General features: G+C 76.6%; 28 protein-coding genes. 10 read left to right on the plus strand and 18 right to left on the minus strand.

Features of this window, described 5'->3' with window-relative positions; genetic code table 11:
* Positions 1-122: 122 nt before the first annotated feature.
* From H7K62_RS13550 to H7K62_RS13595, 10 genes are all read right to left on the minus strand, one after another.
* Positions 123-860 (minus strand): response regulator, encoded by a 738-nt coding sequence (locus H7K62_RS13550; RefSeq protein WP_370591769.1) that lies wholly within the window; start codon positions 858-860, stop codon positions 123-125.
* Positions 857-2218 (minus strand): sensor histidine kinase, encoded by a 1362-nt coding sequence (locus H7K62_RS23985; protein ID WP_186719052.1) that lies wholly within the window; start codon positions 2216-2218, stop codon positions 857-859. Before H7K62_RS23985 ends, H7K62_RS13550 begins: the two co-directional genes overlap by 4 nt.
* The gene (locus H7K62_RS13560; protein ID WP_186719054.1) at positions 2143-3021 is read right to left on the minus strand and encodes an ABC transporter permease subunit; all 879 of its coding nucleotides are present in this window, start codon (positions 3019-3021) and stop codon (positions 2143-2145) included. Before H7K62_RS13560 ends, H7K62_RS23985 begins: the two co-directional genes overlap by 76 nt.
* Entirely contained in the window at positions 3018-3962 is a 945-nt protein-coding gene (locus H7K62_RS13565; RefSeq protein ID WP_186719064.1) for an ATP-binding cassette domain-containing protein, read from the minus strand. Before H7K62_RS13565 ends, H7K62_RS13560 begins: the two co-directional genes overlap by 4 nt.
* 138 nt (positions 3963-4100) lie before the next feature.
* Positions 4101-5210, minus strand: a complete 1110-nt coding sequence (locus tag H7K62_RS13570) for an ABC-2 transporter permease (protein ID WP_186719066.1) — start codon at positions 5208-5210, stop codon at positions 4101-4103.
* Positions 5207-5803 (minus strand): TetR/AcrR family transcriptional regulator, encoded by a 597-nt coding sequence (locus H7K62_RS13575; RefSeq protein WP_186719068.1) that lies wholly within the window; start codon positions 5801-5803, stop codon positions 5207-5209. Before H7K62_RS13575 ends, H7K62_RS13570 begins: the two co-directional genes overlap by 4 nt.
* Positions 5804-5910: 107 nt before the next feature.
* Positions 5911-6498 (minus strand): phosphoesterase PA-phosphatase, encoded by a 588-nt coding sequence (locus H7K62_RS13580; protein ID WP_186719069.1) that lies wholly within the window; start codon positions 6496-6498, stop codon positions 5911-5913.
* The gene (locus H7K62_RS13585) at positions 6491-6841 is read right to left on the minus strand and encodes a hypothetical protein (RefSeq protein ID WP_186719070.1); all 351 of its coding nucleotides are present in this window, start codon (positions 6839-6841) and stop codon (positions 6491-6493) included. Before H7K62_RS13585 ends, H7K62_RS13580 begins: the two co-directional genes overlap by 8 nt.
* Before the next feature lie 37 nt (positions 6842-6878).
* A complete protein-coding gene (locus tag H7K62_RS13590) occupies positions 6879-7730 on the minus strand; it encodes an HpcH/HpaI aldolase/citrate lyase family protein (RefSeq protein WP_186719071.1) in 852 nt (283 codons plus the stop codon).
* 173 nt (positions 7731-7903) lie between these two features.
* Positions 7904-8332 (minus strand): hypothetical protein, encoded by a 429-nt coding sequence (locus H7K62_RS13595; RefSeq protein ID WP_186719073.1) that lies wholly within the window; start codon positions 8330-8332, stop codon positions 7904-7906.
* Positions 8333-8614: 282 nt separating this feature from the next.
* Here H7K62_RS13595 and H7K62_RS13600 point away from each other — a divergent pair, with 282 nt between their 5' ends.
* From H7K62_RS13600 to H7K62_RS13635, 8 genes are all read left to right on the plus strand, one after another.
* Positions 8615-8848: a hypothetical protein gene (locus tag H7K62_RS13600; protein ID WP_186719075.1), complete on the plus strand. Its 234-nt coding sequence runs from the start codon at positions 8615-8617 to the stop codon at positions 8846-8848.
* A gap of 139 nt (positions 8849-8987) precedes the next feature.
* The gene (locus tag H7K62_RS13605) at positions 8988-10163 is read left to right on the plus strand and encodes an RtcB family protein (RefSeq protein ID WP_186719077.1); all 1176 of its coding nucleotides are present in this window, start codon (positions 8988-8990) and stop codon (positions 10161-10163) included.
* 109 nt (positions 10164-10272) lie between these two features.
* Positions 10273-11718 (plus strand): 3' terminal RNA ribose 2'-O-methyltransferase Hen1, encoded by a 1446-nt coding sequence (locus H7K62_RS13610; RefSeq protein ID WP_186719079.1) that lies wholly within the window; start codon positions 10273-10275, stop codon positions 11716-11718.
* Complete coding sequence (locus tag H7K62_RS13615; RefSeq protein WP_186719085.1) at positions 11715-14363, plus strand: polynucleotide kinase-phosphatase; 2649 nt, start codon at positions 11715-11717, stop codon at positions 14361-14363. Before H7K62_RS13610 ends, H7K62_RS13615 begins: the two co-directional genes overlap by 4 nt.
* 169 nt (positions 14364-14532) lie before the next feature.
* The gene (locus tag H7K62_RS13620) at positions 14533-15348 is read left to right on the plus strand and encodes an SDR family NAD(P)-dependent oxidoreductase (protein WP_186719088.1); all 816 of its coding nucleotides are present in this window, start codon (positions 14533-14535) and stop codon (positions 15346-15348) included.
* 49 nt (positions 15349-15397) lie between these two features.
* A complete protein-coding gene (locus H7K62_RS13625) occupies positions 15398-15694 on the plus strand; it encodes a hypothetical protein (protein ID WP_186719091.1) in 297 nt (98 codons plus the stop codon).
* 59 nt (positions 15695-15753) lie between these two features.
* On the plus strand, positions 15754-16482 hold the full coding sequence (locus tag H7K62_RS13630; protein ID WP_186719093.1) for a HEAT repeat domain-containing protein: 729 nt from the start codon (positions 15754-15756) through the stop codon (positions 16480-16482).
* A gap of 107 nt (positions 16483-16589) precedes the next feature.
* The gene (locus H7K62_RS13635; protein WP_186719095.1) at positions 16590-17654 is read left to right on the plus strand and encodes a phosphotransferase family protein; all 1065 of its coding nucleotides are present in this window, start codon (positions 16590-16592) and stop codon (positions 17652-17654) included.
* A gap of 11 nt (positions 17655-17665) precedes the next feature.
* Here the strand turns inward: H7K62_RS13635 and H7K62_RS13640 are convergent, their stop codons facing one another.
* From H7K62_RS13640 to H7K62_RS13650, 3 genes are all read right to left on the minus strand, one after another.
* On the minus strand, positions 17666-18430 hold the full coding sequence (locus tag H7K62_RS13640) for an alpha/beta hydrolase (protein ID WP_186719097.1): 765 nt from the start codon (positions 18428-18430) through the stop codon (positions 17666-17668).
* 202 nt (positions 18431-18632) lie between these two features.
* Positions 18633-19322 (minus strand): hypothetical protein, encoded by a 690-nt coding sequence (locus H7K62_RS13645; RefSeq protein WP_186719099.1) that lies wholly within the window; start codon positions 19320-19322, stop codon positions 18633-18635.
* Positions 19312-20538 carry a CvpA family protein gene (locus H7K62_RS13650; protein ID WP_186719100.1) on the minus strand — a complete coding sequence of 409 codons (1227 nt, stop codon included), beginning with the start codon at positions 20536-20538 and terminating at the stop codon, positions 19312-19314. Before H7K62_RS13650 ends, H7K62_RS13645 begins: the two co-directional genes overlap by 11 nt.
* A 150-nt stretch (positions 20539-20688) precedes the next feature.
* Between H7K62_RS13650 and H7K62_RS23990 the strand changes: the two genes are divergently transcribed.
* A complete protein-coding gene (locus tag H7K62_RS23990) occupies positions 20689-22143 on the plus strand; it encodes a YibE/F family protein (RefSeq protein ID WP_186719101.1) in 1455 nt (484 codons plus the stop codon).
* A gap of 348 nt (positions 22144-22491) precedes the next feature.
* On the opposite strand, the gene H7K62_RS13660 is transcribed toward H7K62_RS23990, so the two are convergent.
* From H7K62_RS13660 to ykgO, 5 genes are read right to left on the minus strand one after another with little or no spacing between them, the layout of a single operon-like run.
* Complete coding sequence (locus H7K62_RS13660; protein WP_186719110.1) at positions 22492-22758, minus strand: type B 50S ribosomal protein L31; 267 nt, start codon at positions 22756-22758, stop codon at positions 22492-22494.
* 12 nt (positions 22759-22770) lie between these two features.
* On the minus strand, positions 22771-23076 hold the full coding sequence (gene rpsN / locus H7K62_RS13665) for a 30S ribosomal protein S14 (RefSeq protein ID WP_186719116.1): 306 nt from the start codon (positions 23074-23076) through the stop codon (positions 22771-22773).
* Between the two features lies 1 nt (position 23077).
* A complete protein-coding gene (gene rpmG, locus H7K62_RS13670) occupies positions 23078-23245 on the minus strand; it encodes a 50S ribosomal protein L33 (RefSeq protein WP_186719118.1) in 168 nt (55 codons plus the stop codon).
* Positions 23246-23247: 2 nt separating this feature from the next.
* A complete protein-coding gene (rpmB, locus tag H7K62_RS13675) occupies positions 23248-23484 on the minus strand; it encodes a 50S ribosomal protein L28 (RefSeq protein WP_186719120.1) in 237 nt (78 codons plus the stop codon).
* A gap of 13 nt (positions 23485-23497) precedes the next feature.
* Positions 23498-23620, minus strand: a complete 123-nt coding sequence (gene ykgO / locus H7K62_RS13680) for a type B 50S ribosomal protein L36 (RefSeq protein ID WP_109773426.1) — start codon at positions 23618-23620, stop codon at positions 23498-23500.
* A 99-nt stretch (positions 23621-23719) separates the two neighbouring features.
* Here ykgO and H7K62_RS13685 point away from each other — a divergent pair, with 99 nt between their 5' ends.
* Complete coding sequence (locus H7K62_RS13685) at positions 23720-24856, plus strand: GTP-binding protein (protein ID WP_222437574.1); 1137 nt, start codon at positions 23720-23722, stop codon at positions 24854-24856.
* The last annotated feature ends 34 nt before the right edge of the window (positions 24857-24890 follow it).

The raw sequence follows: 24890 nt of genomic DNA on the forward strand, positions 1-24890 counted from the left end.
CGCTACGCGGCACCCCTGCGCGGGCACCGCCACCCCCGCTCCCTCCGTGATCATGGGCGTTGTGCGCACGACCCCTCGTGATCATGGGAGTTGTGCGCACCTGCTGCGCACAACTCCCATGATCACGGGGAGGGGGTGGGGTCGTCGGGGGTGACGACGCCGGCGCGGTAGGCCCACACCACCACCTGCACCCGGTCCCGCAGCCCCAGCTTGGCCAGCAGCCGGCCCACGTGCCCCTTGACCGTCGGCTCCGACAGCACCAGCCGCTCGGCGACCTCGGCGTTGGACAGCCCGCGCGCCACGAGCACCAGCACGTCGCGCTCGCGCGGCGTGAGCTGCGCCAGCTGGGCCTGCTCCGGCCTCACCGCCGCCTCGGCACCCGCCGGCCCGGCTCCGGGCAGCCGCTCCTCGGCGAGGAGCAGCAGGTGCCGGGTCAGCCGCGGGGTGAGGACGGCGTCCCCGGCGGCCACGGCGTGCAGCGCCCTGACCAGCTCGTCGGGCTGGGCGTCCTTGAGCAGGAAGCCGCTGGCCCCGGCGCGCAGCGCGGCGAAGGCCAGCTCGTCGAGGTCGAACGTGGTGAGCACCAGCACGCGCGCCGCCGACCCGGACGCCACGATCCGCCGGGTCGCCTCGATGCCGTCGACCCCGGGCATCCGCACGTCCATGAGCACCACGTCCGGCTGCAGCGCGGCCACCATCCGCACGGCGGTGGCGCCGTCCCCGGCCTCCCCCACCACCTCCAGCGCCGGCGCGGACCCGTCCGCGGGACCCGTCGACTCCAGCAGCATGCGGAACCCGAGCCGGACCAGCGCCTGGTCGTCCACCAGCAGCACGCGCAGCGCGCGCTCCCCCTCGCTCACGGGGCACCACCCTGCACCGGCCCCAGCGGCTGCACGGGCAGCACCGCCCTGACGCGCCAGCCGCCGCCCGTGCGCGCCCCGGCGGAGAAAGAGCCGCCGAAGGCCTCGGCCCGCTCGCGCATGCCGGGCAGCCCCCTGCCCCGGCCGGTCGCGCGGGCGCCCGCCGGCTCCCGGGCGCCGGGGGGCACGCCGACGCCCACGCCGTCGTCGTCGACCAGCACCTCCACGGCCTGGCCGTCGCAGCTGACCTGCACCTCGGCGCGCACGCCCAGACCGGCGTGGTCGAGCACGTTGGTGAGCGCACCGGTGACGATGCGGTGCACGGCCAGGCGCGTGGCGCGGCTCCAGCCCTCCTGCGGGCCGGTGCGGGTCAGCCGGACCGGCACGCCCGCGGCGCGCACGGCCGCCACCACGGCGTCGAGGCCGTCGTCGTCCTCCTCCCCGGCGGGCAGGGGCGCCCGGTCGGCCCGGTCCGCGGCGTCACCGGCGTCGCGGCCCGGCTGCTCCAGCACCCCGAGGAGCCGGCGCATCTCGGCGAGGGCCTGGCGGGAGGTGGCGGTCATGGCCTCCAGGGCGCGGGCGTCGGGCGGGGCGGCGGGGTCGCGGCGGGCGCGGGCCGCCATCCCGTCCCCGAGGCGCACCACCACGGTGAGGGCGTGCGCGACGACGTCGTGCAGCTCGTGGGCGATCCGCGCGCGCTCGGCGGCCACGGCGATCTGGGCTCGCTGGTCGCGCTCGGCCTGCAGCCGGTCGGCGCGCTCCCGCAGCAGCCGCACCTGCTCGCGGCGCGCCCGGACCGTGGTGCCCAGCAGCACCGCCGCCGCGAGCATCGGCCCCACCACCACCGGAGCCGCCCACACCGATGTCGGGGGCTCCCCGCGGCCCCGGGCCAGCGCGTCCGTGGCGGCCAGCACCAGCAGGACGACGACGGCGGCCGCCACGCCCACCCGGAGCTGCGCACCGCGGCGCTCCACGGCCAGGGACACCAGGCCCACGAGCACCAGCACCGCGGGGAACGCCGGGCGGCCCCCCAGCAGCGCCCACGCCGGCGCCGCCAGGGCGCACGTGACCAGCAGCGCCGCCAGCGGCGCCCGGCGGTGCCACCACAGCGGCAGCGCCACGAGCAGGGCCACGGGCGCGGCGTGGGGACCGGCGCTGAGGTAGGCGTCGGGCACCAGCGGCAGCAGCACCAGCGCCGCCCACCCCGCGTCGCGCAGACGGGGGTGGGCGGCGAAGGCGTCCCGCAGCCGGGTGTGCAGGTGGTCGCCGGACAGCTGGGGCCTCAGGCGTCCCGGCGCTGCAGCGCCACGGCGCCCAGCACCACCGGCACCACGGCCCAGCCGAGCAGCGTCAGCCACGCGGCGACGTCGGAGAGCACGCCGGTGCCGGTGGTCGACTGCAGCGAGGCCGCGGCCACGTTCGGGAGGCGGTGGGCGATGGCCTGCACCCAGTCCCAGGTCACCAGCTGCAGCAGCGGCGGGGCCACGAAGACCACCGCCACGAGGAACGTGATGGCGCCCGCGGTGGCCCGCAGCAGCAGCCCCAGGCCCAGCCCGAACAGCGCCACCGCCACGAGGTAGGCGCAGTTGCCGAGCGCAGCGAACACCGTGTCGCTGGAGGTCCAGTCGATGGTGGCCTTGTCGCCGATGACCACCTGGGCGATCCACAGGGCGCCCGCGGAGAGCACCAGGGTGAACGGCACGAGCACCGCCAGCAGCACCGACGCCTTGGCCACCACCAGCGGCCAGCGGCGCGGCAGCGCCATGAGGCTGGACGAGATCGAGCCTGTGGCGTACTCCCCCGAGGCGACCAGCGCGCCGAGCACCCCGAGCACGAGGGCGGAGAAGCCCGTCCCGCCGAGCGCGGCGGCCACGGGGTCGGCCAGGCCGTTGACCCCGGGCCCACCGCGCGGCTGGGGGTCACTGGGGTTGGAGATGACCGCGGCGATGAGCGCCGCGAAGCCGATGGCCAGCGCCAGGGCGATGAGCAGGGTCCACCACGTCGAGCGCAGCGACCGCAGCTTGGTCCACTCGGCCAGCACGGCGCGCGGCAGCGTCGCGCCGGAGGGGGTGGAGCTGCCGTCCGCCAGGTGGCGCTGGTGCTCGCGCGGAGCGGGAACGCTGCGCTGCGCGCTCGTCGTCGTCCTGCTGTCGGTGCTCATGCCGCCACCTCCTGCTGCTGGTCGTCACGCTGGGTCTCGTCGTCGGTGGTGTACTCGCGGGAGTCGCGGGTGAGGGCCATGTAGACCTGCTCCAGCGAGGCGCGCTCGGTGTGGAGCTCGTGCAGGACGATGCCGCGCTCGGCGGCGACCTCGCCGATGCGCTCGGCGGTGGTGCCGGTGACGGACAGCTCCCCCACCTCGACGTCGGTGACGCTGGCGCCGGTGCTGACCAGCAGGCGGCCCAGCTCGCCGGCCTGCGGCGAGCGGACCACCACGGGGCGGTCGGTGGCGGAGGCGATGAGGTCCTCGACGGTGGTGTCGGCCAGCAGCCGGCCACGGCCCACGATGACGAGGCGCTCGGCGGTCAGCGCCATCTCGCTCATGAGGTGGGAGCTGACGAAGACGGTGCGGCCCTCGGCGGCCAGGCCGCGCAGCAGCGTCCGGATCCACAGCACGCCGTCGGGGTCGAGGCCGTTGACGGGCTCGTCGAGGATGATCGTGGCCGGGTCGCCCAGCAGCGCCGAGGCGATGCCGAGGCGCTGGCCCATGCCGAGGGAGAAGCCACCGGCGCGCTTGCGGGCGACGTCGTGCAGCCCCACCAGGTCGATGACCTCGGCGACCCGCTTGCGGCCGATGCCCTGGCTCTGCGCGAGGGCGAGCAGGTGGTCGTGGGCGCTGCGGCCCTTGTGCACGGCCTTGGCCTCGAGCAGCGTGCCGACCTCGGCGAGCGGCGTGCGGTGCTCCACGTAGGGCTTGCCGCCCACGGTGACGCTGCCGCTGGTGGGGCGGTCCAGGCCGACCACCATCCGCATGGTGGTGGACTTGCCGGCGCCGTTGGGGCCGAGGAAGCCGGTGACGTGGCCGGGGGTGACGGTGAAGCTGAGGTCGTTGACGGCGGTCTTGGCGCCGTAGCGCTTGACGAGGTTCCGGGCTTCGATCACAGCGTCGACGCTAGGCGCGCGGGGCCGCCGGCGCGCCCTCCGCAAGTCCCGACCTGTCGGGCGTGCGGGCGCCCCGACCCCCTCCCCAGGTAGGGGGTGCCCCCGTCCCCCGGCCGTGATCACGGCGAGGAGGTCCGGTCAGGCGGCCGGGTCGGCTGCGCTCGCACCGCGGGGAGCGCGGGGGCTCAGGGCGCGGCCGTCGGCGCGGAGCTGGTGCCACCGGGCGGCCACCAGGGCCACCACCGCCCCGACCACGGCCCACGCGGCCACCACGAGCAGGCGCTGCGCCACGTCGGCGCCGTCGAAGTAGGCGATCCGTCGCACCGCGTCCACCGCGGCGCCGTTGGGCAGCACGCCCGACAGCCACGACCAGAACGGCGGCAGCAGCGCCGGCGGGTACGCCCCGCCCGCGCTGGGGTTGCCCAGCACCACGAAGAGCAGCACCGCCAGGCCGATGCCCACGGTGCCCGCGAGCACCTGCAGCGCCATCGTCACGGCGGCGGCCGCGACCACCACCAGCGCCCCCGTGCCCGCGAAGCCCCAGAACGTGCCCGCGTCGTCGGGGAGCGCACCGAGCACCGGGCCGACCACCAGGGCACCGCCGATCCCTGAGACCACCGCGTACGGCAGGACCACGCCCAGCCGGATCAGCGCGCGGCGCAGGGTGGCCGGGCGCGAGCCGCGCGCCACGCCGAGCAGCGCCGCGAGCAGGTACCCGCCCACCACCCAGCCGGTCACGAGGTAGAAGCCGGACAGGCCGCGCGAGTCTCCGCTGGCCGCCGGGAGCACGTCCTGCACCGCCAGCGTGCGGCCCTGGGTCGCCTCGGCCTGCGTGAGGACGGTCTGCACGGCGGTGGCCGTGGCGGCGCCGCCGGCGGTGGTGACGAGCAGCTGGTCCTGCGTGGAGGTGGGGCTGATGACGAGGACGGCGCTGGTGGCGTCGTCGGTGAGGTCTGCGCGCGCCGCGGCGGCGTCGGTGGTGGCGGTGGCCTCCAGCGGCGTGCCGCTGATGCCGTTGAGCGCGGTGGCGGCCTGGTCGGCCACCTGCTGGGTGGGGCCGACCACCGTGACGGCGACGTCGCGCGGCACCGGGTGGTGGAACGCGCCGACGTAGCTGAGCACGAAGCCCAGCTGCAGCAGGAGGACGGCGACGACGAGCGCGACCGTGCGTGGCGCGACGGCGTCGCGCAGCTCGGCGCGCAGGGTGGGTCGCTCGGGGTCGAGGCGGTGGGCGTGCGGGTGGCTCATCGGAGGCCTCCGGAGGTGAGGACGGTGTCGACCAGGTGGTCGCAGAGCTCGTGGGTCAGGGGCTCGCCGCTGACGAGGCGGCGGTAGAAGAGGGGTCCGAGCAGCCGGGCGGCGACGACGGCGAGGTCGGCGTCCGCCGGGAGCAGCCCGGCGTCGCGCACCGCTCGCAGCTGCTCCTCGAGCGGCTCGCGGTGGCGGGCGACGATCTGCGCACGGTGCTCCTCCAGGGCGGGGTCGCGCGCCACCAGCTCGAGCAGCGCCGGCAGGGCGCGCACCCAGGCACCGGTGGCCAGCTGGTCGGCGGTGGAGCGCACCCGGCGCGCCAGCGCCTCGCGCGCCTGGGCGGCGGTGGGCACCTCCCCCGGCGCGGCCAGCGCCTCGACGGGCGCCCCGACGGGCAGCACCGCGTCGACGGCGGCGCGCAGCACGTCCGTGCTGGTGGGGAAGTGGCGGTAGATGGTGGAGCGGGCCACGCCGGTGCGCTGGACGACGGCGTCGACCGTGACCGCGCTCGGCCCGTCCTCCAGCAGGAGCTCGGCGGCTCCGGTGACGACGGCGGCGCGGGAGCGCACCACCCGCGGGTCCTCGGACACGGACCCTCCTCTCAGCAGCAACTTTCAGTACGAGACAGTATCGTACTGAAAGGAGGTGCGCCAGAGGGTCACCCGCTCGGCAGCGGCCGGGCTGCGACCCGCGCGCCTCAGCCGGCGAGCGCCGCCGCGGCCGCGGCGAGGGCCCCGAGCGCGAGACCGACGGCCACCTGGGCAGGCGTGTGCGCCCCCAGCCGCACGCGGGCGGCCGCGAGCACCACCACGACCGGCACGCCGAGCAGGGCCCACGGGCCGAGCGCCACCACCAGCGCACCGAGGGAGGCGGCGGCCGCGGCCGCGTGCAGCGACACCTTCCAGCGCGTCGAGACCACGACGACGACGGCGAGGAGGGCAGCCATCGCCGCGAACAGCACGCGCACCCCCGCCGGCGCGCCCAGCGCGCTCACCAGCAGCGCCGAGGCCACCACGCCGACACCCGCTGCGCCCAGCACCCGGGGCCGGTCCGCGCGGTCGGACAGGTGGTGGTCGACCACCCGGCCGCGGCGCACCAGGCCCAGCACGAGCAGCAGCCCGGGCACCACCGCCACCGCCGCACCCGCCGCGGCGACGCCCGCTCCCCGCCACCCGCCGACGGCCGCACCGACGGCGACGGGCACCACCGCCGCGAGGACGGGCGGCGCCACCGCCTCCGAGGCCCACACCGCCCAGCGCGGCCGCGCCTCCGTGGGCTCAGGCACCCTCGGCGAGCCCGCCCGCGTCGAGCGGGTCGGGCAGCACGCTGGAGCGCGGCACCTCCACCACGTCGCCGGCGAGGTCGCGCAGACGCACCGAGCGCGCCCCCACGGCCTGCACGGTCCACGGCTGCTGCCTCCCGGCGCGCACCACGGTGGCGCCGGGCGCGGGCAGGTGCCCCTCCACGCCGGCGGCGTGCACCACGTGCAGCGCCGTGGACGCCGCCGCGTCGGCGGCGAGCGCGGCAGCGTCCTCCGCGTCAGCCGCCGACGGCACCGCGAGGGTCAGCAGCACGGTCACCAGGCGCAGCTCACCGCGCCCGCCAGGCAGGTCGCCGTCGTCGTCCACGGTCCCCACGGTGGCACGCGCCACCGACAGCGGGCGCTCAGCCGGCGGAGACCAGGCCCAGCGCCGCGCCGAGGCCCATGATCTTGCGGGCGCGGCCCAGGCGCGGGAGGTCGGAGCCGTCGCGGACCACGCGGCCGCGGGCCTCGAAGTCGGCGAGGAAGTCCTGCGCCCACGCGATGTCGGACTGCGTGGGGCTGATGACCTCGTTGATCACGGGCACCTGCTCCGTCTGCAGGCAGAGCTTGCCCGTCAGCCCGAGGGCCACCGTGAGCGCCGACTGCTCGCGCAGCACGGCGTGGCTCGAGCCCACCGTCGGGCCGTCGATGGGCCCGGGCAGACCGCCGATGCGGCTGGCCACCACGAGGCGGGAGCGCGGGTAGGCCATCGCGAGGTCGTCGGCGGCGGTGCCGGTGTCGCGGCGGTAGTCACCGCTGCCGAAGGCCAGGCGGAACGCCCCGCGGGCGCGGGCGATGCGCACCGACTCCTCGATGCCGAGGGCCGACTCGACCAGGGCGATGACCGGCAGGGACCCGCCGAGCCGGTCGAACGTCTCCGTGACGTGCTCGGGGGCCTCGGTCTTGGCGAGCATGACGCCGGCCAGGCCCCCGCCCTCGGCGGCGGCGTGGGCGAGCTCGCGGACGTCGTCCTCCCAGAACGCGGTGGTGCGGTCGTTGATGCGCACCCAGGCGCTGTGACCGCTGGACCCGAGCCACTCGATGACGCCCTGGCGCGCCTGGGCCTTGTTGGCCGGGTCGACCGCGTCCTCGACGTCGAGGATGACCTGGTCGGCGCGGGAGCGGGCCGCGGGCTCGAAGTCGTCGGGGCGGCCGGCGTTGACGAGGAGCCAGGAGCGGGCGATCTGGGCGTCCACGCCTCGGGTCTTGGACATGGGGGCTGCTCCTGGGGTGGGGCGCGGCGCGTCCGGGCGCGGCGGTGCGGTCAGCGGATCACCTCGAGTCCTACCACGCGCGGCTGTCACCCACCGCACCGCCGCCGCGCCCGCGGAGACGGGCGTCACGCGGGCGCGGCGGCGCGGGTGGCGTCAGGCGGCCTCGGGCTGCCTCAGGCGGCGCGACGGGCGCCGGTGAACGCCCAGGCGGCCAGCCAGACGGTGACGACGGTGGTGATGACCGCCCCGGGGACGTGGATGGCGAGGCTGGTGTGGTCGCCGGTCCACGCCTGCGCGAAGCCGATGAGGAACGACAGCACAGCGAGCCCGGTGGGCCAGGCGGGGCCGCGGGTCGCGCGCTGGAGCAGGAAGGCCGCGACCACCACGAGGCCCTGCACCACGTGCAGGGCGACGGCGCCCCCGGCGTGGAGCTCCTCGACGCCCTCGCTGCCGGTGAGCAGCTGCCCCGCGGTGAGGTACTGCGCGAGCAGCACCAGCACCGACAGGGCGGTGGTGGCCTGCAGCAGGCGCAGGGCGCCGGTGGGCGCGGCGGTGCGCCCGGAGGCGCGGGTGGTGCTGGTGCGCGTGGAGCTCGAGCTCACGGGGGCCCCTCTCGGCGTCGCCCGGTGGGCGATGACTACGACGACACGAGTAGTAGTGGAAGTCTTGACGACCACAGTAGGTGGCCCGCGGGGGGCTGGCGAGGCCGCCGCGCTGGGAACACCCCAGCGGGTCAGGCCTCTCCACGGTGCGGCCCGGCGGGCGGTCCAGCACGGTGGGCGCACCGGGCGCAGCGCACCGCACAGACGGCGTTCAGGAGCCCGGCGGTCCGCGGCCCCGGCGACCCGGCTCAAGATCCACGGGGGTCGTGCCGATGCCTGGGCATGGCCGCCACCCTCGCCGCGCACGTCGACCGCTGGGCCCACGAGATCGTGGCCGCCGGGACGCCCGTGGCGGTGCACCCCGACCACGGCGCGAGCCTGGCGCAGGTGTGCCGCGGCGAGCACGCCGGCGACCTCCCGCGGGCCCTGGTGGCCGTGGCCCGCCGCCTGCCCGAGGGCGACCTCGCCTCCCTCGAGGCGCGCCTGGCGCGCAGCATCGCCCGCGCCTCCGCCTGACGCCCCTCCCCCCTCTCCCCGTCCCTCTCCCCGCGCTCGCCGCGGAGGGTGCGGGCAGGACGAGGAGGACGACGACGGCGCGGGCCCCGCCCGCCGTCGGTGACCCAAAAGCCGTTGCGCCGCCCCGCACGATGGAGGGGTGGAGAAGATCAACGACAGGCTGCTGTCCTGGGCCTCGATCCTCGAGGAGGAGACCAGGGCGCAGGCCCTCGCGACGTCCCGCATGCCCTTCGTGTTCCCGCACGTGGCCCTCATGCCCGACGCGCACCTCGGCAAGGGAGCCACCGTCGGCTCCGTCATTCCGACCGAGCGCTCCCTCATCCCCGCCGCCGTGGGAGTTGATGTCGGGTGCGGCATGGACGCGGTGCTCACGCCGCTGGTGGCTGACGACCTGCGCGCCCGCGGACCGCTCGCCCCGCTGCGCGAGGCGATCGCAGCTGCCGTCCCCCTGTCGGCGGGTCGCTACAATGACCGGCTGACGACGACGGCGGCCGCCCGCGCCACCGCGCTGGAGGCGCTCGCCGAGCAGGCGCGCTTCGACCCGAGCGCCACGGCCGGCAACTGGCGGCTGCAGCTGGGCTCGCTGGGGTCCGGCAACCACTTCATCGAGGTCTCCCTCGACGAGGCCGAGCGCGTCTGGGTGTTCCTGCACTCGGGCTCGCGCGGCGTCGGCAACAAGATCGCGCAGCGGCACATCGCCGTCGCTGCCGACCTCTGCGCGACGTGGTGGATCAGCCTGCCCCACCCGGACCTCGCCTACCTCGTGGAGGGCACCGAGGAGTTCTGGGCCTACGTGCGCGAGCTGCGGTGGGCCCAGGAGTTCGCGCGGCTCAACCGGGCAGAGATGGTCGACCGGGTGATGACCTGCCTGTCGGAGTTCGCCGGGCGGGACCTGGAGCGGCTCGAGGAGGTCTCCTGCCACCACAACTACACCGAGCAGGAGAAGCACTTCGGCCGGACGGTGTGGCTGTCGCGCAAGGGAGCGATCTCCGCGAAGGAGGGCGAGCTGGGGCTCATCCCGGGCTCGATGGGCGACAGGTCCTACGTCGTGGTCGGCAAGGGGAACCGGGTGGCGCTGAGCAGCGCGCCGCACGGCGCCGGCCGGGCGCTGTCGCGGGCGAAGGCCCGGCGGACCTTCACCCAGGAGGACCTCGTCGAGCGGATGGCCGGGGTCGAGTGGGACTCCGCGTCACCGGCGTTCCTCGACGAGCACCCGGGCGCCTACAAGCCGATCGACGTGGTCATGGCGGACGCGGCGGACCTCGTGGAGGTCCGTCACGAGCTGCGCCAGGTCGTCAACGTCAAGGGCGACTAGCCCCTCGTGATCATGGGCTTCCCGAGCAGCCACTGCTCGGGAAGCCCATGATCACGGACGGAGGGTGCTTCGGAAGTCCATGATCACGGGGAGGGGAGAGGATGGGCGGGTGCTCCTGACGATCACCGTGACGGCGTCGCCGCCGATGCCGGTGGCGCGCGACCTCGGCTTCCTGCTGCACAAGCACCCCGACCGGGCGCAGTCCAGCGAGGTGTTCGGCGGCACCGCGCACGTGCTGTGGCCGGAGGCCGACGAGGCCCGGGCCACCGCGGCGCTCCTGCTCGACGTCGACTCCGCCGCCCTGCAGCGCAGCCGCGGTCGCCGCGAGACCCCGGAGGGCTTCGCGCTGGCCGACCACGTCAACGACCGGCCCTACGTCGCGTCGTCGCTGCTGGCCGTGGCCCTGGGCAAGGTGTTCAGGACGGCGCTGGCCGGGCGCTGCGACGCCCGCCCGGACCTGCCCGGTGCAGCGCTGCCGCTGGAGGTGCACGTCCCGTCGCTCGCGAGCCGCGGGGGCGCAGACCTCGTGCGGCGGCTGTTCGCACCGCTGGGCTGGGACGTGGAGGCGCGCGCCGAGCCGCTCGACCCGCAGGTCCCGGAGTGGGGCGAGTCCCGCGTCGTCGACGTCCACCTGCGCGGCACCCTCCGCCTGGCCGAGGCTCTGGCCCAGCTGTACGTGCTGCTGCCCGTCCTCGACGACGCCAAGCACTACTGGGTCAGCGCCGACGAGGTGGACAAGCTGGTCCGCGCCGGCGGCGAGTGGCTGCCCGCCCACCCCGACCGCGAGCTGGTCATGAGCCGCTACCTGCGCCACCAGCGCTCCCTGGTGCGCGACGCCGTCGCCCGCCTCGACGACGTCGAGGGCCTCCCCTCCCCCGCCCTCGTCGACGACGCCCCCACCCCGCCGGCGACGGCGGACGAGGAGCGCCCCACACCACTGGCGGTGCTGCGCCGCGAGGCCGTGCTCGGGGTGCTGCGCGAGGTGGGGGCGGCGAGCGTCGTCGACCTGGGCTGCGGCGAGGGCGGCCTCGTGCGCGAGCTGCTGCGCGACCCGCGCTTCACCCGCGTGGTGGGCGCCGACGTCTCCGCGCGCGAGCTGGAGAAGGCCTCCCGCCGCATCGGGACCGACCGGCTGCCCGACACCGTGGCTGCTCGCCTGCAGCTGCTGCAGACCTCCGCCACCTACCGCGACGAGCGCCTCGCAGGCGTCGACGCCATCACGCTCGTGGAGGTTGTCGAGCACCTCGACCCACCGCGGCTGCCCGCGCTGGAGCGCAGCGTCTTCGTGCACGCCCGGCCGCGCACCGTCGTCGTCACCACCCCCAACGCCGAGCACAACGTGCGCTACCCGACCCTCGCGGCAGGGGCCTTCCGGCACCCGGACCACCGCTTCGAGTGGACCCGCGCCGAGTTCGAGGCCTGGGCGTCGGAGGTGGCAGAGCGCCGCGGCTACGTCGTCGTCGTGAGGCCGGTGGGGCAGGACGACGACGAGGTGGGCCCGCCCACGCAGATGGCGGTCTTCACCCGGCGTGAGACCAGCGAGGGAGCAGCATGAGCGAGACGGTCCTCGAGGTCCCGGACCTCAGCCTCGTGGTGCTCGTCGGTGCCAGCGGGTCGGGCAAGTCGACGTTCGCGGCGCAGCACTTCGGGCCGTTCGAGGTGGTCTCCTCCGACCACTGCCGCGGGCTCGTCGCCGACGACGTCAACGACCAGGCCGCCACGTCCGACGCCTTCGACGTGCTCCACCACATCGCGGGGGTGCGCCTGCGCCGCGGCAACCTCACCGTGGTGGACGCGACCAACGTCCAGCCCGACGCGCGCCGCCAGCTCGTGGCGCTGGCCCGCGATCACGACGTGCTGCCCGTGGCCATCGTGCTCGACCTGCCGGAGCGGGTCTGCCTCGACCGCAACGCCGCCCGCGCCGACCGCGACTTCGGCGGGCACGTCGTCACGCGCCAGCGCGACGCGCTGCGCCGGTCGCTGCGGTCCCTGCGCCGCGAGGGGTTCCGCACGGTGCACGTGCTGAGCTCGGTGGAGGAGGTGGCGGCCGCGCGGGTCGTGCGCACGCCGCTGCGCTCCGACAGGCGGAACGAGCACGGGCCGTTCGACGTCATCGGTGACGTGCACGGCTGCCGCTCGGAGCTGGAGACCCTGCTCGGCACGCTCGGCTACGAGCTGGTCCGCGACGAGCTCGGCCGTCCCGTCGACGCCGCGCACCCGCAGGGCCGGCGCGCGGTGTTCCTCGGCGACCTCGTCGACCGCGGTCCGGACACCCCCGGCGTGCTGCGCCTCGTCATGGGCATGGTCGAGGCGGGGCACGCGCTCGCCGTCCCCGGCAACCACGAGGCCAAGCTCGTCCGCGCGCTCGACGGGCGCGACGTGACCGTCAGCCACGGCCTGGAGACCACGCTCGCCCAGATCGCCGCCATCGAGGACGACGACGAGCGACGCGCGTTCCGCGAGCGCGTCCGCGGCTTCGCCGACGGGCTCGTCAGCCACCTCGTGCTGGACGACGGCAAGCTCGTCGTGGCGCACGCGGGGCTGAAGGAGAGCTACCACAACCGCGCGTCGGGGCGGGTGCGCAGCTTCGCGCTGTACGGCGACACCACGGGTGAGTCCGACGAGTTCGGGCTGCCGGTGCGGCTGGACTGGGCGCGCGACTACCGCGGCCGGGCGACCGTGCTCTACGGGCACGTGCCGACGCCGGAGCTGGAGTGGGTCAACGGCACGCTGTGCCTGGACACGGGCGTGGTGTTCGGCGGGACGCTGTCAGCGCTGCGGTGGCCGGAGCGCGAGACCGTGCAGGTGCCGGCGGAGGCGGTGCACTACGAGCCGGTGCGCCCCCTGGTGGCCGAGGTCCCGGTGCGGGACGACGACGACCTCTCGCTCACCGACGTCGTCTCCGCCGACGGCGCGGGCCGCGGCGTGGAGACGCGGCTGGCGGGGCGGGTGGCCGTCGCGGCGGAGCAGGCGGCGGGGGCGCTGGAGGTGATGAGCCGGTTCGCGGTGGACCCGCACCTGCTCTGGTACCTGCCCGCGACCATGGCGCCCGCCGGCGGCTGGGCGGAGGCGCCCGACCTGCTGGAGCACCCGCAGGCGGCGTTCGAGGCGTACCGGAAGGCGGGCGTCACCGACCTGCTGTGCGAGGAGAAGCACATGGGGTCGCGGGCGGTGGTGCTCGTGGCGCGCTCGCGCGACGGGCTCGCGCCGTGGTCGCAGGCCGGCGGGGTGGTCCACACGCGCACCGGGCGGTCGTTCTTCGGCGAGGAGCTGACGGTGGCGCTGCTCGACGGCGTGCGGGCTGCGGCCGAGCGGGCGGGTCTGTGGGACGAGCTCTGCGGTCCCGCCGGCGGGGACGGGAGCGGCGGCGCTGACCAGTGGCTGCTGCTCGACGCCGAGCTGCTGCCGTGGTCGGCGAAGGCCGAGGAGCTGCTGCGCACCCAGTACGCCGCGGTCGGCGCGGCAGCGAGGGCTGCGCTGCCCGCCGCCGTCGTCGTCCTGGAGCAGTCGGCGGCACGGGGGCTCGACGTGGGGGCGCTGCTGGAGCGGACCCGCCAGCGCGAGGTGGACGCGGCGGCGTTCACCGAGGCCTACCGCCGGTACGTGTGGCCGACCGGGGTGGCCGAGGGGCGGCTCGACGGGGTGCAGCTGGCCCCCTTCCAGCTGCTCGCCGCTTCTTCCTCCCCCTCCCCGGACCGTGATCATGGACTTCCCGCACACGCCCAGACCTTCGGCGACCGCGACCACGGCTGGCACCTGGCGGTGGCCGACCGGCTGGTCGAGGCGGATCCGGAGCTGTTCCGCACCACCCGGCGCCACCGCGTCGACGCCGCGGACGCGGCGTCCTGCGAGGCCGGCACCGCCTGGTGGACCGACCTCACCGGCGCTGGCGGTGAGGGGATGGTGGTCAAGCCGTTCGCGGGCGCGGCGCTGCGCGGGCCGAAGGGCGTGGTGCAGCCGGGGATGAAGGTGCGCGGCGCGGAGTACCTGCGGATCATCTACGGCCCGGGGTACCTCCGTGACCTGGAGCGGCTCAAGCAGCGCCAGCTCGGACGCAAGCGCAGCCTGGCGCTGCGCGAGCACGCGCTCGGCGTGGAGTCGCTGGCGCGCCTGGCCGACGGCGAGCCGCTGTGGCGCGTCCACGAGGCGGTGTTCGCGGTGCTGGCGCTGGAGTCCGAGCCCGTGGACCCCCGCCTCTGACCCCGCTCCCCCTCCCCCGCACGATCAAGCACCTGCGCGCCACCTCGGTGGGGAGCCTCAGCACCGGTGGGCAGCCTGGCGTCCGCTTCCTCGACGGGAACCGGCACCCAGCCTGCCCACCGGACCTGAGCCCGTGCCGTCGACGGCCGGGCAGCGGGAGGATGCCGGCATGACCACCGCGATCGTCACCGGCACCTCCAGCGGCATCGGGCTCCACACGGCGGTGCAGCTCACCGCCACCGGCCACCGCGTCATCGCCACCGTGCGCGACACCTCCCGCGCGGACGCGCTGCGCGCCGCCGCGGACGACGCCGGGGTGACCCTGGACGTCAGGGCCCTCGACGTCACCGACGCGGCCGGCGCCGCGGCGTTCGTGGAGGCCGCCGGCCCGGTGGACGTGCTGGTGAACAACGCCGGCCGCGGCGCCGTCGGCACCCTGGAGCAGCTCAGCGACGCCGACCTGCAGGCCCAGCTGGAGACCAACTACCTCTCCGTCGCCCGTCTGACCCGCCTCGTGCTGCCGGGCATGCGCGAGCGCGGGCGGGGCCGCGTCGTCACGGTCACCAGCGTCGGCGGGGCGGTCGGCCAGCCGTTCGCCGACGCGTACTGCGCGGCGAAGTTCGCCGTCGAGGGGCTCATGCAGTCCCTCGCGCCGGTGGTCGCACCGTTCGGCGTGCAGGTGAGCGTCGTCGAGCCGGCCGCGGTCGCGTCCCACTTCGTGGACTCGGTCGACCACAGCGACGCCGGCCCCTACACCGAGCAGCTGCAGGCCTACCTGGCCCGCACGCAGGCGTCCTTCGCCGCGGCGCAGGCCCCGGAGGACGCGGCGCGCACCGTGGTCGAGGCCGCCACCACGGACGCGCCCAGGTTCCGCTGGCAGACCTCCGAGACCGCCGTCCGGTTCGCCGGCCTGTCCCTCGCCGACCTCGACGGCTCCCGCGTGCTGGGCGCCACGTCCGGCTGGGTCCGGCCGCAGCAGGGCTGACGGCGCGCCCTGAGCGCGGACGGCGCGCGCCGGCCCTACCGTCGTCCCCGTGATCGCCGTGCGCCCCGGTCGTGGCCCAGGACGACGACCGGCCGGCCTGGTCGCCGCAGCAGCCGCGGGCGCAGCGCTGGTGGCCGCCGGTGTCGCGGTGCCGCTGCTGCCCGGCGCCGAGCCGGCCGCACCGGCTCCGGCACCGGCGCCCTCGTCGTCGTCCTCCGCCACCGCGGTCCCCAGCGCGCCGGCAGCGGGCGGCGACTTCTGGGCGCCGTCACGCTCCGACCGCGGCGAGGTGCGGGCGCAGCCGTGGTCGGACGACCTGCCCACGGCGGTGCCCGGCCGGGGCTGAGGCTCCTGCCGGGCGCACCCCCGCGGGAGGGGTTTGACTCGTCCCGTGAGGTGGTGGGCATGACGACGGCGGACGGCCGCGCGGACGGCGGCAGCAGCGGGGCGGTGGCCGCGCTCGCGGCGCAGCAGGTGCAGGTGAGGCTGCGGGCGGCGATGGCCCTCGGCACCTGGCCGGACCCGCAGCACCTCGAGGCCCTCGTGCAGCGGTGCGCCGTGGAGCCCGACCCGTTCGTCCGCGACGCCCTGACGTGGGCGCTGACGCGCCTGCCGGCGGACCTCGTGCTCACCCGGCTGCGGCCGGAGCTGGACCGGGCCGAGCCGCAGGCACGGGCCCAGGCGCTGCACACGCTGTCCAAGGTCGGCGACCGGACGGTGCGGCCGTGGGTCACCCCGGAGCTGCTCGCCGACCCGGACGACACCGTCGCCCGCACCGCCTGGCGGACCGCCGTCAAGCTCACCCCGCTGCCACACGACGCGCCCGACGACGCCCCGGCCGACCCGGCCGACCCGGCCGACCCCGAGGCGGAGGCCGAGCGGGCCGAGCTCGCCGAGCTGCTGGGCCGGCAGCTCGGGCGCGGGGACCGGGACGTGCGACGCGCCCTGAGCCGCTCCCTGGTGCAGCTGGGCCCTGCCGCCACCGCGGTGCTGCGCCGCGCGACGGGCTCACCGCGCCCGGAGGTCGCCGAGCACGCCCGCACCGCGCTGCTCGTGGCGCACGACCCCCAGGCGGCGTTCGCCTTCGACGTGCAGTCCGCCGAGCGGTCCTCCCCCCGGGCCGACGCCAGCTGATCTGCTGGCGCACCCCGCGACGGCGGAGACCAGGGTCACGCGCGGCCCGTTCCTGACCCTGCTCTCCGCACTCGCGGAGGCGATCACCGAGGGGGCAGGGTGGTGCGGTGGCCGAGGAGACCGTCGACGGCATCCAGCGCGCGACGTTCGGCGCCGTGCCCCCCGCCGTCGTCGACGGCTGGCTGGGCAGGCACGTGCGCGCCCGCCTGGGCACGGACCTCGACGCGGTGCTCTGGCGCTCCGGCCGCGTCAACGCGGTCTTCGGGCTGCGGCTGGCGGACGGCCAGCACGTCGTCGTCAAGGTCCAGCGGGGCCGGCTCGACGCGGGGCGCACCGCCACCCTGGCCGCCGCGGTGGCGGCCCAGCGGCTGCTCGCCAGCGCCGGGTACCCGTGCCCGGCGCCTCTGGACGGGCCGGCGGCCACCGCCGGCCTCACCGCGACGGTCGAGACCCCGCTCGACGAGGGCGTGCCCGGCAACGCCCACCGCGCGCCCGTGCGGCGGGCGCTGGCCCGCAGCCTCGCCGAGCAGGTCGAGCTGCTGCGGTCGCTGCCGGCGCACCAGCGCGACGCGCTGCGGCACCCACCGGCCTGGGCGGTGCACCAGCGCGGGCCGTGGCCGACCCCGCACGACCCCGTCTTCGACTTCTCCACCACCCCGCCCGAGCACGCCTGGCTGGACCGGGTCGCCGCGCGCGCCTCGGCCGTGATCAACCGGGCGGGGGCCCCACAGGCCGAGCGGGTGGTCGGCCACAGCGACTGGTACTGCGGCAACGTCCGCGTCTCCCCCGCCGCTCACGACGACGACGGCCCGCCCGGCACCGCCGAGGTCCGCGTGGTGAGCGCGTGGGACTGGGACAGCGTGGTGGCGGAGTCGGAGGCCGTCATCGCCGGCATGGCCGCCGCGTCCTTCACGGACAGCAGCACCAGCGGCGCGCAGGCGCCGACCCCCGAGGAGGCCGCCGCGTTCCTCGCCGAGCTCGACGCCGCCCGCGAACGCCCCTTCACCGCTGACGAGCAGGTCACCGCAGCGGCGACGGTGGTCTGGACGCTGGCGTACAACGCCCGGTGCCTGGTGGACGTCCACGCGCTCGGTCTCGCCGCCCCGCGGGAGGGGTCCACCCTCGAGGCGCTTGCACAGGACTCGGAGTCCTACCTCGCCCTGCGCTGGTGACCCCTCGGCGCTCAGCGGGTGCGCAGCGGCAGCCAGGCGAGGACGTCCTGGACGGTGCGGTCCCAGTAGCCCCACTCGTGGGTGCCCGGGTCGAACCCGTCGGTGATGTCGAAGCCCCGCTCCCGCGCGGCCGCGGCGAAGCGGCGGTTGGAGTCGAGGAGGCCGTCCTCGGTGCCGCAGCGCACGTAGAACTGCGGCGCGGTGGCGGGGACCACCCTGTCCAGCAGGGCGAACAGGTCGGCCGGGGTCCCGTCCAGCGGCGCGTCGGCCACGTGCGAGAACACGTCGTGCGCGTCGGTGCGCTGCAGCTCGGCGGCGTCGAGCGCACCCGACAGGCTGGCGGCCGCCGCGAAGCGCTCCGGCTGGCGCAGCCCTGACAGCAGCGCGCCGTACCCGCCCATCGACAGGCCCGCCACGAAGGTGTCCTCGCGGGCGTCGGAGACCCGGAAGAACCTCTGGACGACGGCGGGCAGCTCGGCCGAGAGGAACTCCCAGTACGCCCCGGTGTGCGTGCCGTCCAGGTAGAAGCTGCGCGCGACCTGCGGCATCACCACCGCCAGGCCCAGCTCGGAGGCGTACCTCTCGATCGAGGTGCGGCGCACCCACGTGGTGCAGTCGTCGGACAGGCCGTGCAGGAGGTACAGCACCGGCGGCGGCTCGTCACCACCGCTGCCCGCCATCCCGATCTGGGAGTGCGCCGGCTGCGGGAGCACCACCTGCATCGACGTCGAGAGGCGCAGGGCGTCGGAGAAGAAGTCGCAGCGGAGCAGAGCCATCGTCGAGCGCCCCTCGTCGGTCGGGTCGGTTCGTCCCATCAGACCAGAGGCGGACCAGTGCGCCGCGGGGACTCCCGCGCCGCCGGCGGAGCTCGGCGGTGCAGAACAGGGTCGGGGGAGCCCGGATCCTGACCCTGTTCTGCACCGCGGTGGACGACAGGCGGCCCGACGCACCGTCAGGGACTAGACCGCACGGGACCCGTCACGGGCGGCCGGGGGCGGCGGGACCGCCCGCAGGTCCTCCGCCCGGCCCGCCGCCCGCCGCGCCGCCCGGGCCAGAGCCCGGGCCGAAGCCCGGTCCGGCCGGTCCGCCTGCGGCGTCCTGCCCCGGCGCTGGTGGTCCGGCCGGCTGCTGCCCGCCGTCCGCACCGGGCCCCGGCACCGCCTCCGAGCCGTCGGGGGAGCCGGCACCGGCCCCGCCCGTCTCCACGCGCACCGAGCCCTGCGGCTGCCCGTTCCCCGCCGTCGTCCCCGTCGTCCCCGTCGTCCCCGGATACGTCTGGGTGGTGCTGGTCTGCAGCGGCGAGGACTGCGGCCCGCTGGCACCTGCGCCCAGCACCGCGCTCGCCCCACCCGCACCGGCCAGCAGCACCAGTCCGACCACCAGGCCCGCCGGCACGCGCGCCCTCCGGGCCCGCCCGGCGCCGCGGCGGACCGCGCGCCAGGCCCCGCCGTGCGTGCGAGAGCTCAGCACGCTGCCGTCCACCACGGGCGGCGGCCCGGCCGGCGCGGACTGCCGGCGCAGCTCGTCGAGGTCGAGGTCGAGGGTGTCGTGGCGCCAGTCCGGCGGCGGCAGCGAGTCGGCCCGCTCCTCGGCCAGGTGGCGCTCCCGGTCCGCGCGCAGCTGGTCCAGCGGGTCCCGCCCGTCCGGTCGGCCGTGGTCAGCAGCCACCGCTCGTCCCTCCGTCCGTGGTCGTGGTGGTGGAGCCGCCGCTGGCGGCGGCCTCGAGGTCGGCGCGCACCGCGGGCAGCGTGAGCGCGTACCCGGTGCCGTCGCCGGTCAGGCCCACGGCGTTCACCACGCCGATGACCGTGCCGGAGGTGTCGAGCAGCGGGCTGCCGCTGTTGCCGTGCCGCACCTCGGCGGCCAGGCGGAACGCCTCGCGCACCCCCGGCATGAGCCCGGCGGACTCGGTGCCCTCGGCGACCGGGAGCCGCTGCAGCACCACGGCGCCGGTGGCGGTCAGCGGACCGCCCTCGGGGTGCCCGAGCACCACGGCCGGGGTGCCGTTGGCCGCGTTCCCGCTGGCCAGGGTGAGGGCCGGTCCGGCCTTCCCGTCCACGGCGAGCACCGCGACGTCGGCGGTCGGGTCGTCGACGACGACGCGGGCCGCCTGGCTGCCCTGCTGCCCCTGCACCGTGACGCGCGTGGCGGAGCCGACGACGTGCGCGTTGGTGACCACGAAGCGCTGACCGGAGCTGGAGGCGGCGTAGAAGCCGGTGCCTTGGGAGGTGCGTCCTGCGGTGCAGGTGGGGGCCTGGACCTCCACCACGCTGGCGGCTGCCCGCTCGCCCACGGAGCGCAGCGACGACCCGCTCGGGGCGTCGGCCGCGGCACCGGCCGGTGCGGGCACGAGGGCGAGCAGGTCGTCACCAGCACCCGTGGGCAGCGCCGTGCGCACGTCGTCGACCACGCTGCGCGCGGGCGGCACCACGTCCGCGAGGTCGGAGACCACGCTGCTGCGGGCCACCGCGCTGGACGGCGGCGCGAACGCCAGGACCAGCCCCGCCAGGGCCGAGCACACCACCAGGGCGACGACGGCGCGCACGCCCGCCCCGGCGGTCCGGTCGAGCAGCCCCAGGTGCAGCCGCGACAGGCCCCGTCCGAGCAGGTCGCCGACGGCGCCGCCGAGCGCGGACCCCACGAGGGCGCCGCCGAGCACGCACGCGGCCACGAGCAGCAGGTGCACCAGCGCGGACAGGTGCCCGCCCACCAGCCACGCCGACAGCGCGAGACCCACCACGGCGCCGGCCACCAGGCCGGCCAGGGAGAGCACCGAGCGGCTGGCACCCGTGCGCCACCCGGCCCGGGCCCCCAAGAGCACCGCCGCCACCACGAGGACGGCGACGGCGACGTCGAGCAGCGTCTGCGACGAGGGCGCGGTCACCGGGGCCGCCGTCGTCGAGCGGAAGGCGTCTGGTCCATGGCAGGAGCCTGCGCCCCGCCTCTGAAGCGGACCTGAAGCCACCGGGACCGGCCTGGCTGGGAAGTTCCCGAGTCGGCCACGCGCCCCGCCCCCAGCCGTGACCATGGTCGGGTGGCCGCAGACCCGCACGAGCACACCGGGCACTCCGGGCACACCGGGCACGGGCACACCCGTCCCGACGGCAGCCGCCCCGGCGACGACGTGCGGGTGGGCACGACCGCGCGACGCGTCGTCGTCGTCCTCGCGGTGCTGTGCGCTCTCGCCTCGGCGGTGGGGGTGGCGCTGCTGTGGCCCCCCTCGGGCACGCTGGAGGAGCTCCGCACCCAGGTCAGCGCGGGCGGGTCGGTCATCACCGACGTCGAGGCGCGCGCCGACTCCCTGCAGCAGAAGCAGTGCCCGGGCACCACGCTGGACCGGCTGCCCAACGGCACCGTCCCCGCCACCGCGAGCTGCCCGACGCTGACGGCCACCGTGCTCCAGGGCCCCGCGAAGGGCCAGCAGGTGCAGGTGGACGTGCCCGCGCAGGTGGCCGAGGGCGGCATCAGCCCCGGTGACCGGGTGGACCTGGGCTACTTCCCGCCCACGCCCGGCAACGACGCGACCTGGCAGTGGGTGGACTTCTCGCGCACCCGCCCGCTGGGCCTGGCCGTGGGGGCGTTCGCCCTGCTCACGGTGCTGGTAGCCCGCAAGCGCGGCGCGGCGGCGCTCGGGGGGATGGTGCTGGCCGCCGCCGTGCTGGCCTTCTTCATGATCCCCGCCCTGCTCGCGGGGAAGCCGCCGCTGCTGGTGTCGGTGGCGGGCTGCACGGCGATCATGTCGGTGGTGCTCTACCTGACGCACGGGTTCAGCCTGCGGACGGCCGCGGCGCACCTGGGCACGGTGAGCGGCCTGCTGCTGGTGGGGGTGGCCGCGCACGTCATGGTCGGGGCGACGCACCTGCAGGGCCTGTCCGACGAGGACTCCGCCTACCTGGGCCAGCTCACCTCGATGAGCACGCTGCGGGGTCTGGTGGTGGCCGGGATCGTGCTCGCGGGCGTGGGGGTGCTCAACGACGTCACCATCACCCAGGCCTCCGCGGTGTGGGAGGTCCGCGAGCACGCCCCCGGCGCCTCGTTCACCACGCTGGTCCGCTCCGGCATGCGCGTGGGCCGCGACCACCTGGCCTCCACCGTCTACACGGTGGCCTTCGCCTACGCGGGGGCCGCGCTGCCGGTGCTGGTGATCCTGGCGGTGACCGACCCGCGCTGGATCGACGCGGTGGGCTCCAGCGCGATCGCCGAAGAGGTCATCAGGACCGCCCTGGGCGGCGCGTGCGTGGCCCTGTCGGTGCCCATCACGACGGCGGTGGCGGCGGCCGCCGTGGCCCGCGCGTCGGTGCAGCGCCCGGCTCGCGGTGCGGTCGAGCTGCCGGAGACCCGTGCGGCCACGGGTGCTGAGCCCGCTGGTCCGCCCGCGGGTGCGGAGGTGCCGTGGGAGCTGTCCCCGCGGCAGGTCGTGGTGCCGCAGCCCCTCGGACGGCGAGCACAGCGGGCCGCAGAGGAGCAGGCACGTCGTCAGCGCCGCTGAGGGCGCCGAGGTGGGCCACCCAGGTGGCGAGGTGCTCGCGCCGGGCGGCGTCGAGCTGGCCGAGCCAGACCACCGCGTCGGGCCGCTCACGGCCCTCGGCTCGCTGGCCGACCGCTGCCACGGGCGCCTGCGCGCAGCCGCCGACGCAGGGGCTGGAGACCAGCACCCCGCCGCGGGAGGCGCGGACGGCCTCCCGCAGCGAGGCGCCCACCGGGTCGTCCTCGCCGTCCAACCGCCGCAGGGCGGCGCACCGGTGCCCGGTGCACACCGCCACCAGCGGCCCCGCCGGCGACACGGCTGACGGGGAGGACGGGGACGACGACGGGGACGACGACGACGGGGGCGTGGTCACCGGCGGTCGGCGGGCCGCTGCCCGTAGCGGCGGCGGAAGCGCTCCACGCGGCCCTCGGAGTCGAGGACGCGCGAGCGGCCGGTCCAGAACGGGTGGCTGGCGGAGGAGACGTCCACGTCGATGACGGGGTACGTGCTCCCGTCCTCCCACTCGACGGTGCCCTTGGCCCGGGACACCGCGGTGGACCGGGACAGGAAGGCCGTCCCCGCCGTGGCGTCGCGGAACACGACGGGGCCGTACTCGGGATGCAGGTCCTTCTTCACGCGGGTCTCCTCCTACCAGCTGGACTTGGTCACACCGGGCAGCTCGCCCGCGAGCGCCTGCTCGCGCAGCCGGACGCGGGAGAGCCCGAACTTCCGGTAGTAGGCGCGGGGGCGGCCGTCGACGGCGTCGCGGTTGCGCAGCCGGGTGGGGCTGGCGTCGCGCGGGAGGCGCTGGAGGGCGGCGCGGGCTTCGGCGCGCTGCTCCTCGGTGGCGCTGGCGGCGGTGGACAGGCGCTTGAGCTCGCCGCGCCGCTCCGCGTACCGCGCGACGACCTCGCGGCGCTGGGCGTCCTTGGCGATCTTGCTCTTCTTGGCCATCTCAGCGCTCCTCGCGGAAGTCGACGTGGCGGCGCACGACGGGGTCGAACTTGCGCAGGACCATCCGCTCGGGGTCGTTGCGGCGGTTCTTGCGCGTCACGTACGTGTAGCCCGTGCCCGCGGTGGAGCGGAGCTTGATGACGGGGCGGACGTCCTGGGTCTTCGCCACGGTCAGCGCACCTCCCCGCGGGCGGCGAGGTCGGCGACGACGGCGTCGATGCCGCGCCTGTCGATGACCCGCATGCCGGCGGGCGTGAGGTCCAGGCGGACGTGCCTGCCCAGGGACGGCACCCAGTAGCGCTTGGACTGCGTGTTGGGCTCGAAGCGGCGCTTGGTGCGCCGGTGGGAGTGGGAGATGGCGTGGCCGGAGCGCCCGCGGCGCCCGGTCACCTGGCAGGGACGGGTCATGGCTGCTCGCCCCTCAGCCCTGGCGCGCCTTGAAGCGCGGGTTGAGCTTGTTGATGACGTAGAGGTGGCCGCGCCGGCGGACCACCTTGGAGCCGGGCTGGCGCGCGAGCGAGCGCAGCGAGGAGCGGACCTTCACGGGTGGCCTCCTGCAGATCGGGGGTTCCTGGCGAGAACGGTTCTCGTCATGTGCCACTCTATGCGAGAACTGTTCTCACTTCGACACCCGGAGGGCCCTGTGACCGCCTCCCGCCTGCCCGTCACCGCCGTGACCGCCGTCGACGCCGCCTCCCGCGACGCCGTGGTGCTCAGCGTCCAGCTCGACGCCCCCGACGCCGTCGTCGTCCGCCACGACCTCACCGGCGCCGGCCGCGGGCTGCTGCGCCGCGTGGTCAGCGACGGCACCGGGGTGCTGGAGGACGTCGCCGTCCCCCTCGAGCACGCCTGCCTGGCCTGCGCGGTCCGCGAGGACCTGCTGCCCACGCTGGTGCGCCTGGCCGAGCTGGGGCGCTGGCGCGCGGCCCTGCTCGCGCTGCCGCTGGCCAGCGAGCCGGTACCGGTGGTGCGCGGCCTGCTGGGGCTGCTCGGCGGCGCCGCCGCGGACCGCGCCGTGCGCGAGCGGCTGCGCCTGGCCGGGGTGGTCTGCGCCGTCGACGGCGCGGTCGCCGAGCGCGACCTCCTCGGGGACGACCTGCTGGACGAGCGCGACCTCGAGCACGGCCCGGACGACGCGCGCAGCGTGGGAGAGGTCCTCGCACGGCAGCTGCGCGGTGCGGACCTCGTGCTCGCTCCCGGCGCCGACCCGCGCACGCACACCCTGCTCGAGCACCTCGCCCTGCCGGGGTCCGTGCAGCTGGACGGCGCCAGCGACCTCGGCGCCGACCAGCTGCTGCTCCCGCGCCACGACCCGGCCGCCTCCCGGCTCTGGGACGACCCCCGTGCGGTGGCGCCCAGCGGCGCCGCGGACGCCCGCGGCGTGTGGAGCCTGGACCTGCACGACTGGCGACCCGCCCACCCCGAGCGCCTCCGCGAGAACCTCGAGGCCCTCGCCAGCGGCCGGCTCGTGGGCCGGGGGCGGTTCTGGCTGCCCTCCCGCCCCGGGACCGTGGGGATGTGGGACGGGGCGGGCGGCCAGCTCAGCGTGGGTGACGCCGGGCCGTGGGCGGCCACGGGCGCGCCGGTGGAGCGCAGCACCCGCCTGGTGGTGACCGGCGTGGAGGAGGACCCCGACCGCGTGCGAGGGGCGTTCGCCGCGAGCCTGCTCACCGAGGCCGAGCTGGCGCGAGGCCTCGCCTCCTGGGCGGGTCGCAGCGACGGCTTCGAGCCGTGGATGGGCGAGGCTGCGGTCGACGGGGCGGTCGACGGGGCGGCTTGACGGCCGAGCGGGGGACACGCCGCTCAGTGCGGGG

It is taken from the genome of Quadrisphaera sp. RL12-1S, from assembly GCF_014270065.1.
Lineage (GTDB): Bacteria > Actinomycetota > Actinomycetes > Actinomycetales > Quadrisphaeraceae > Quadrisphaera.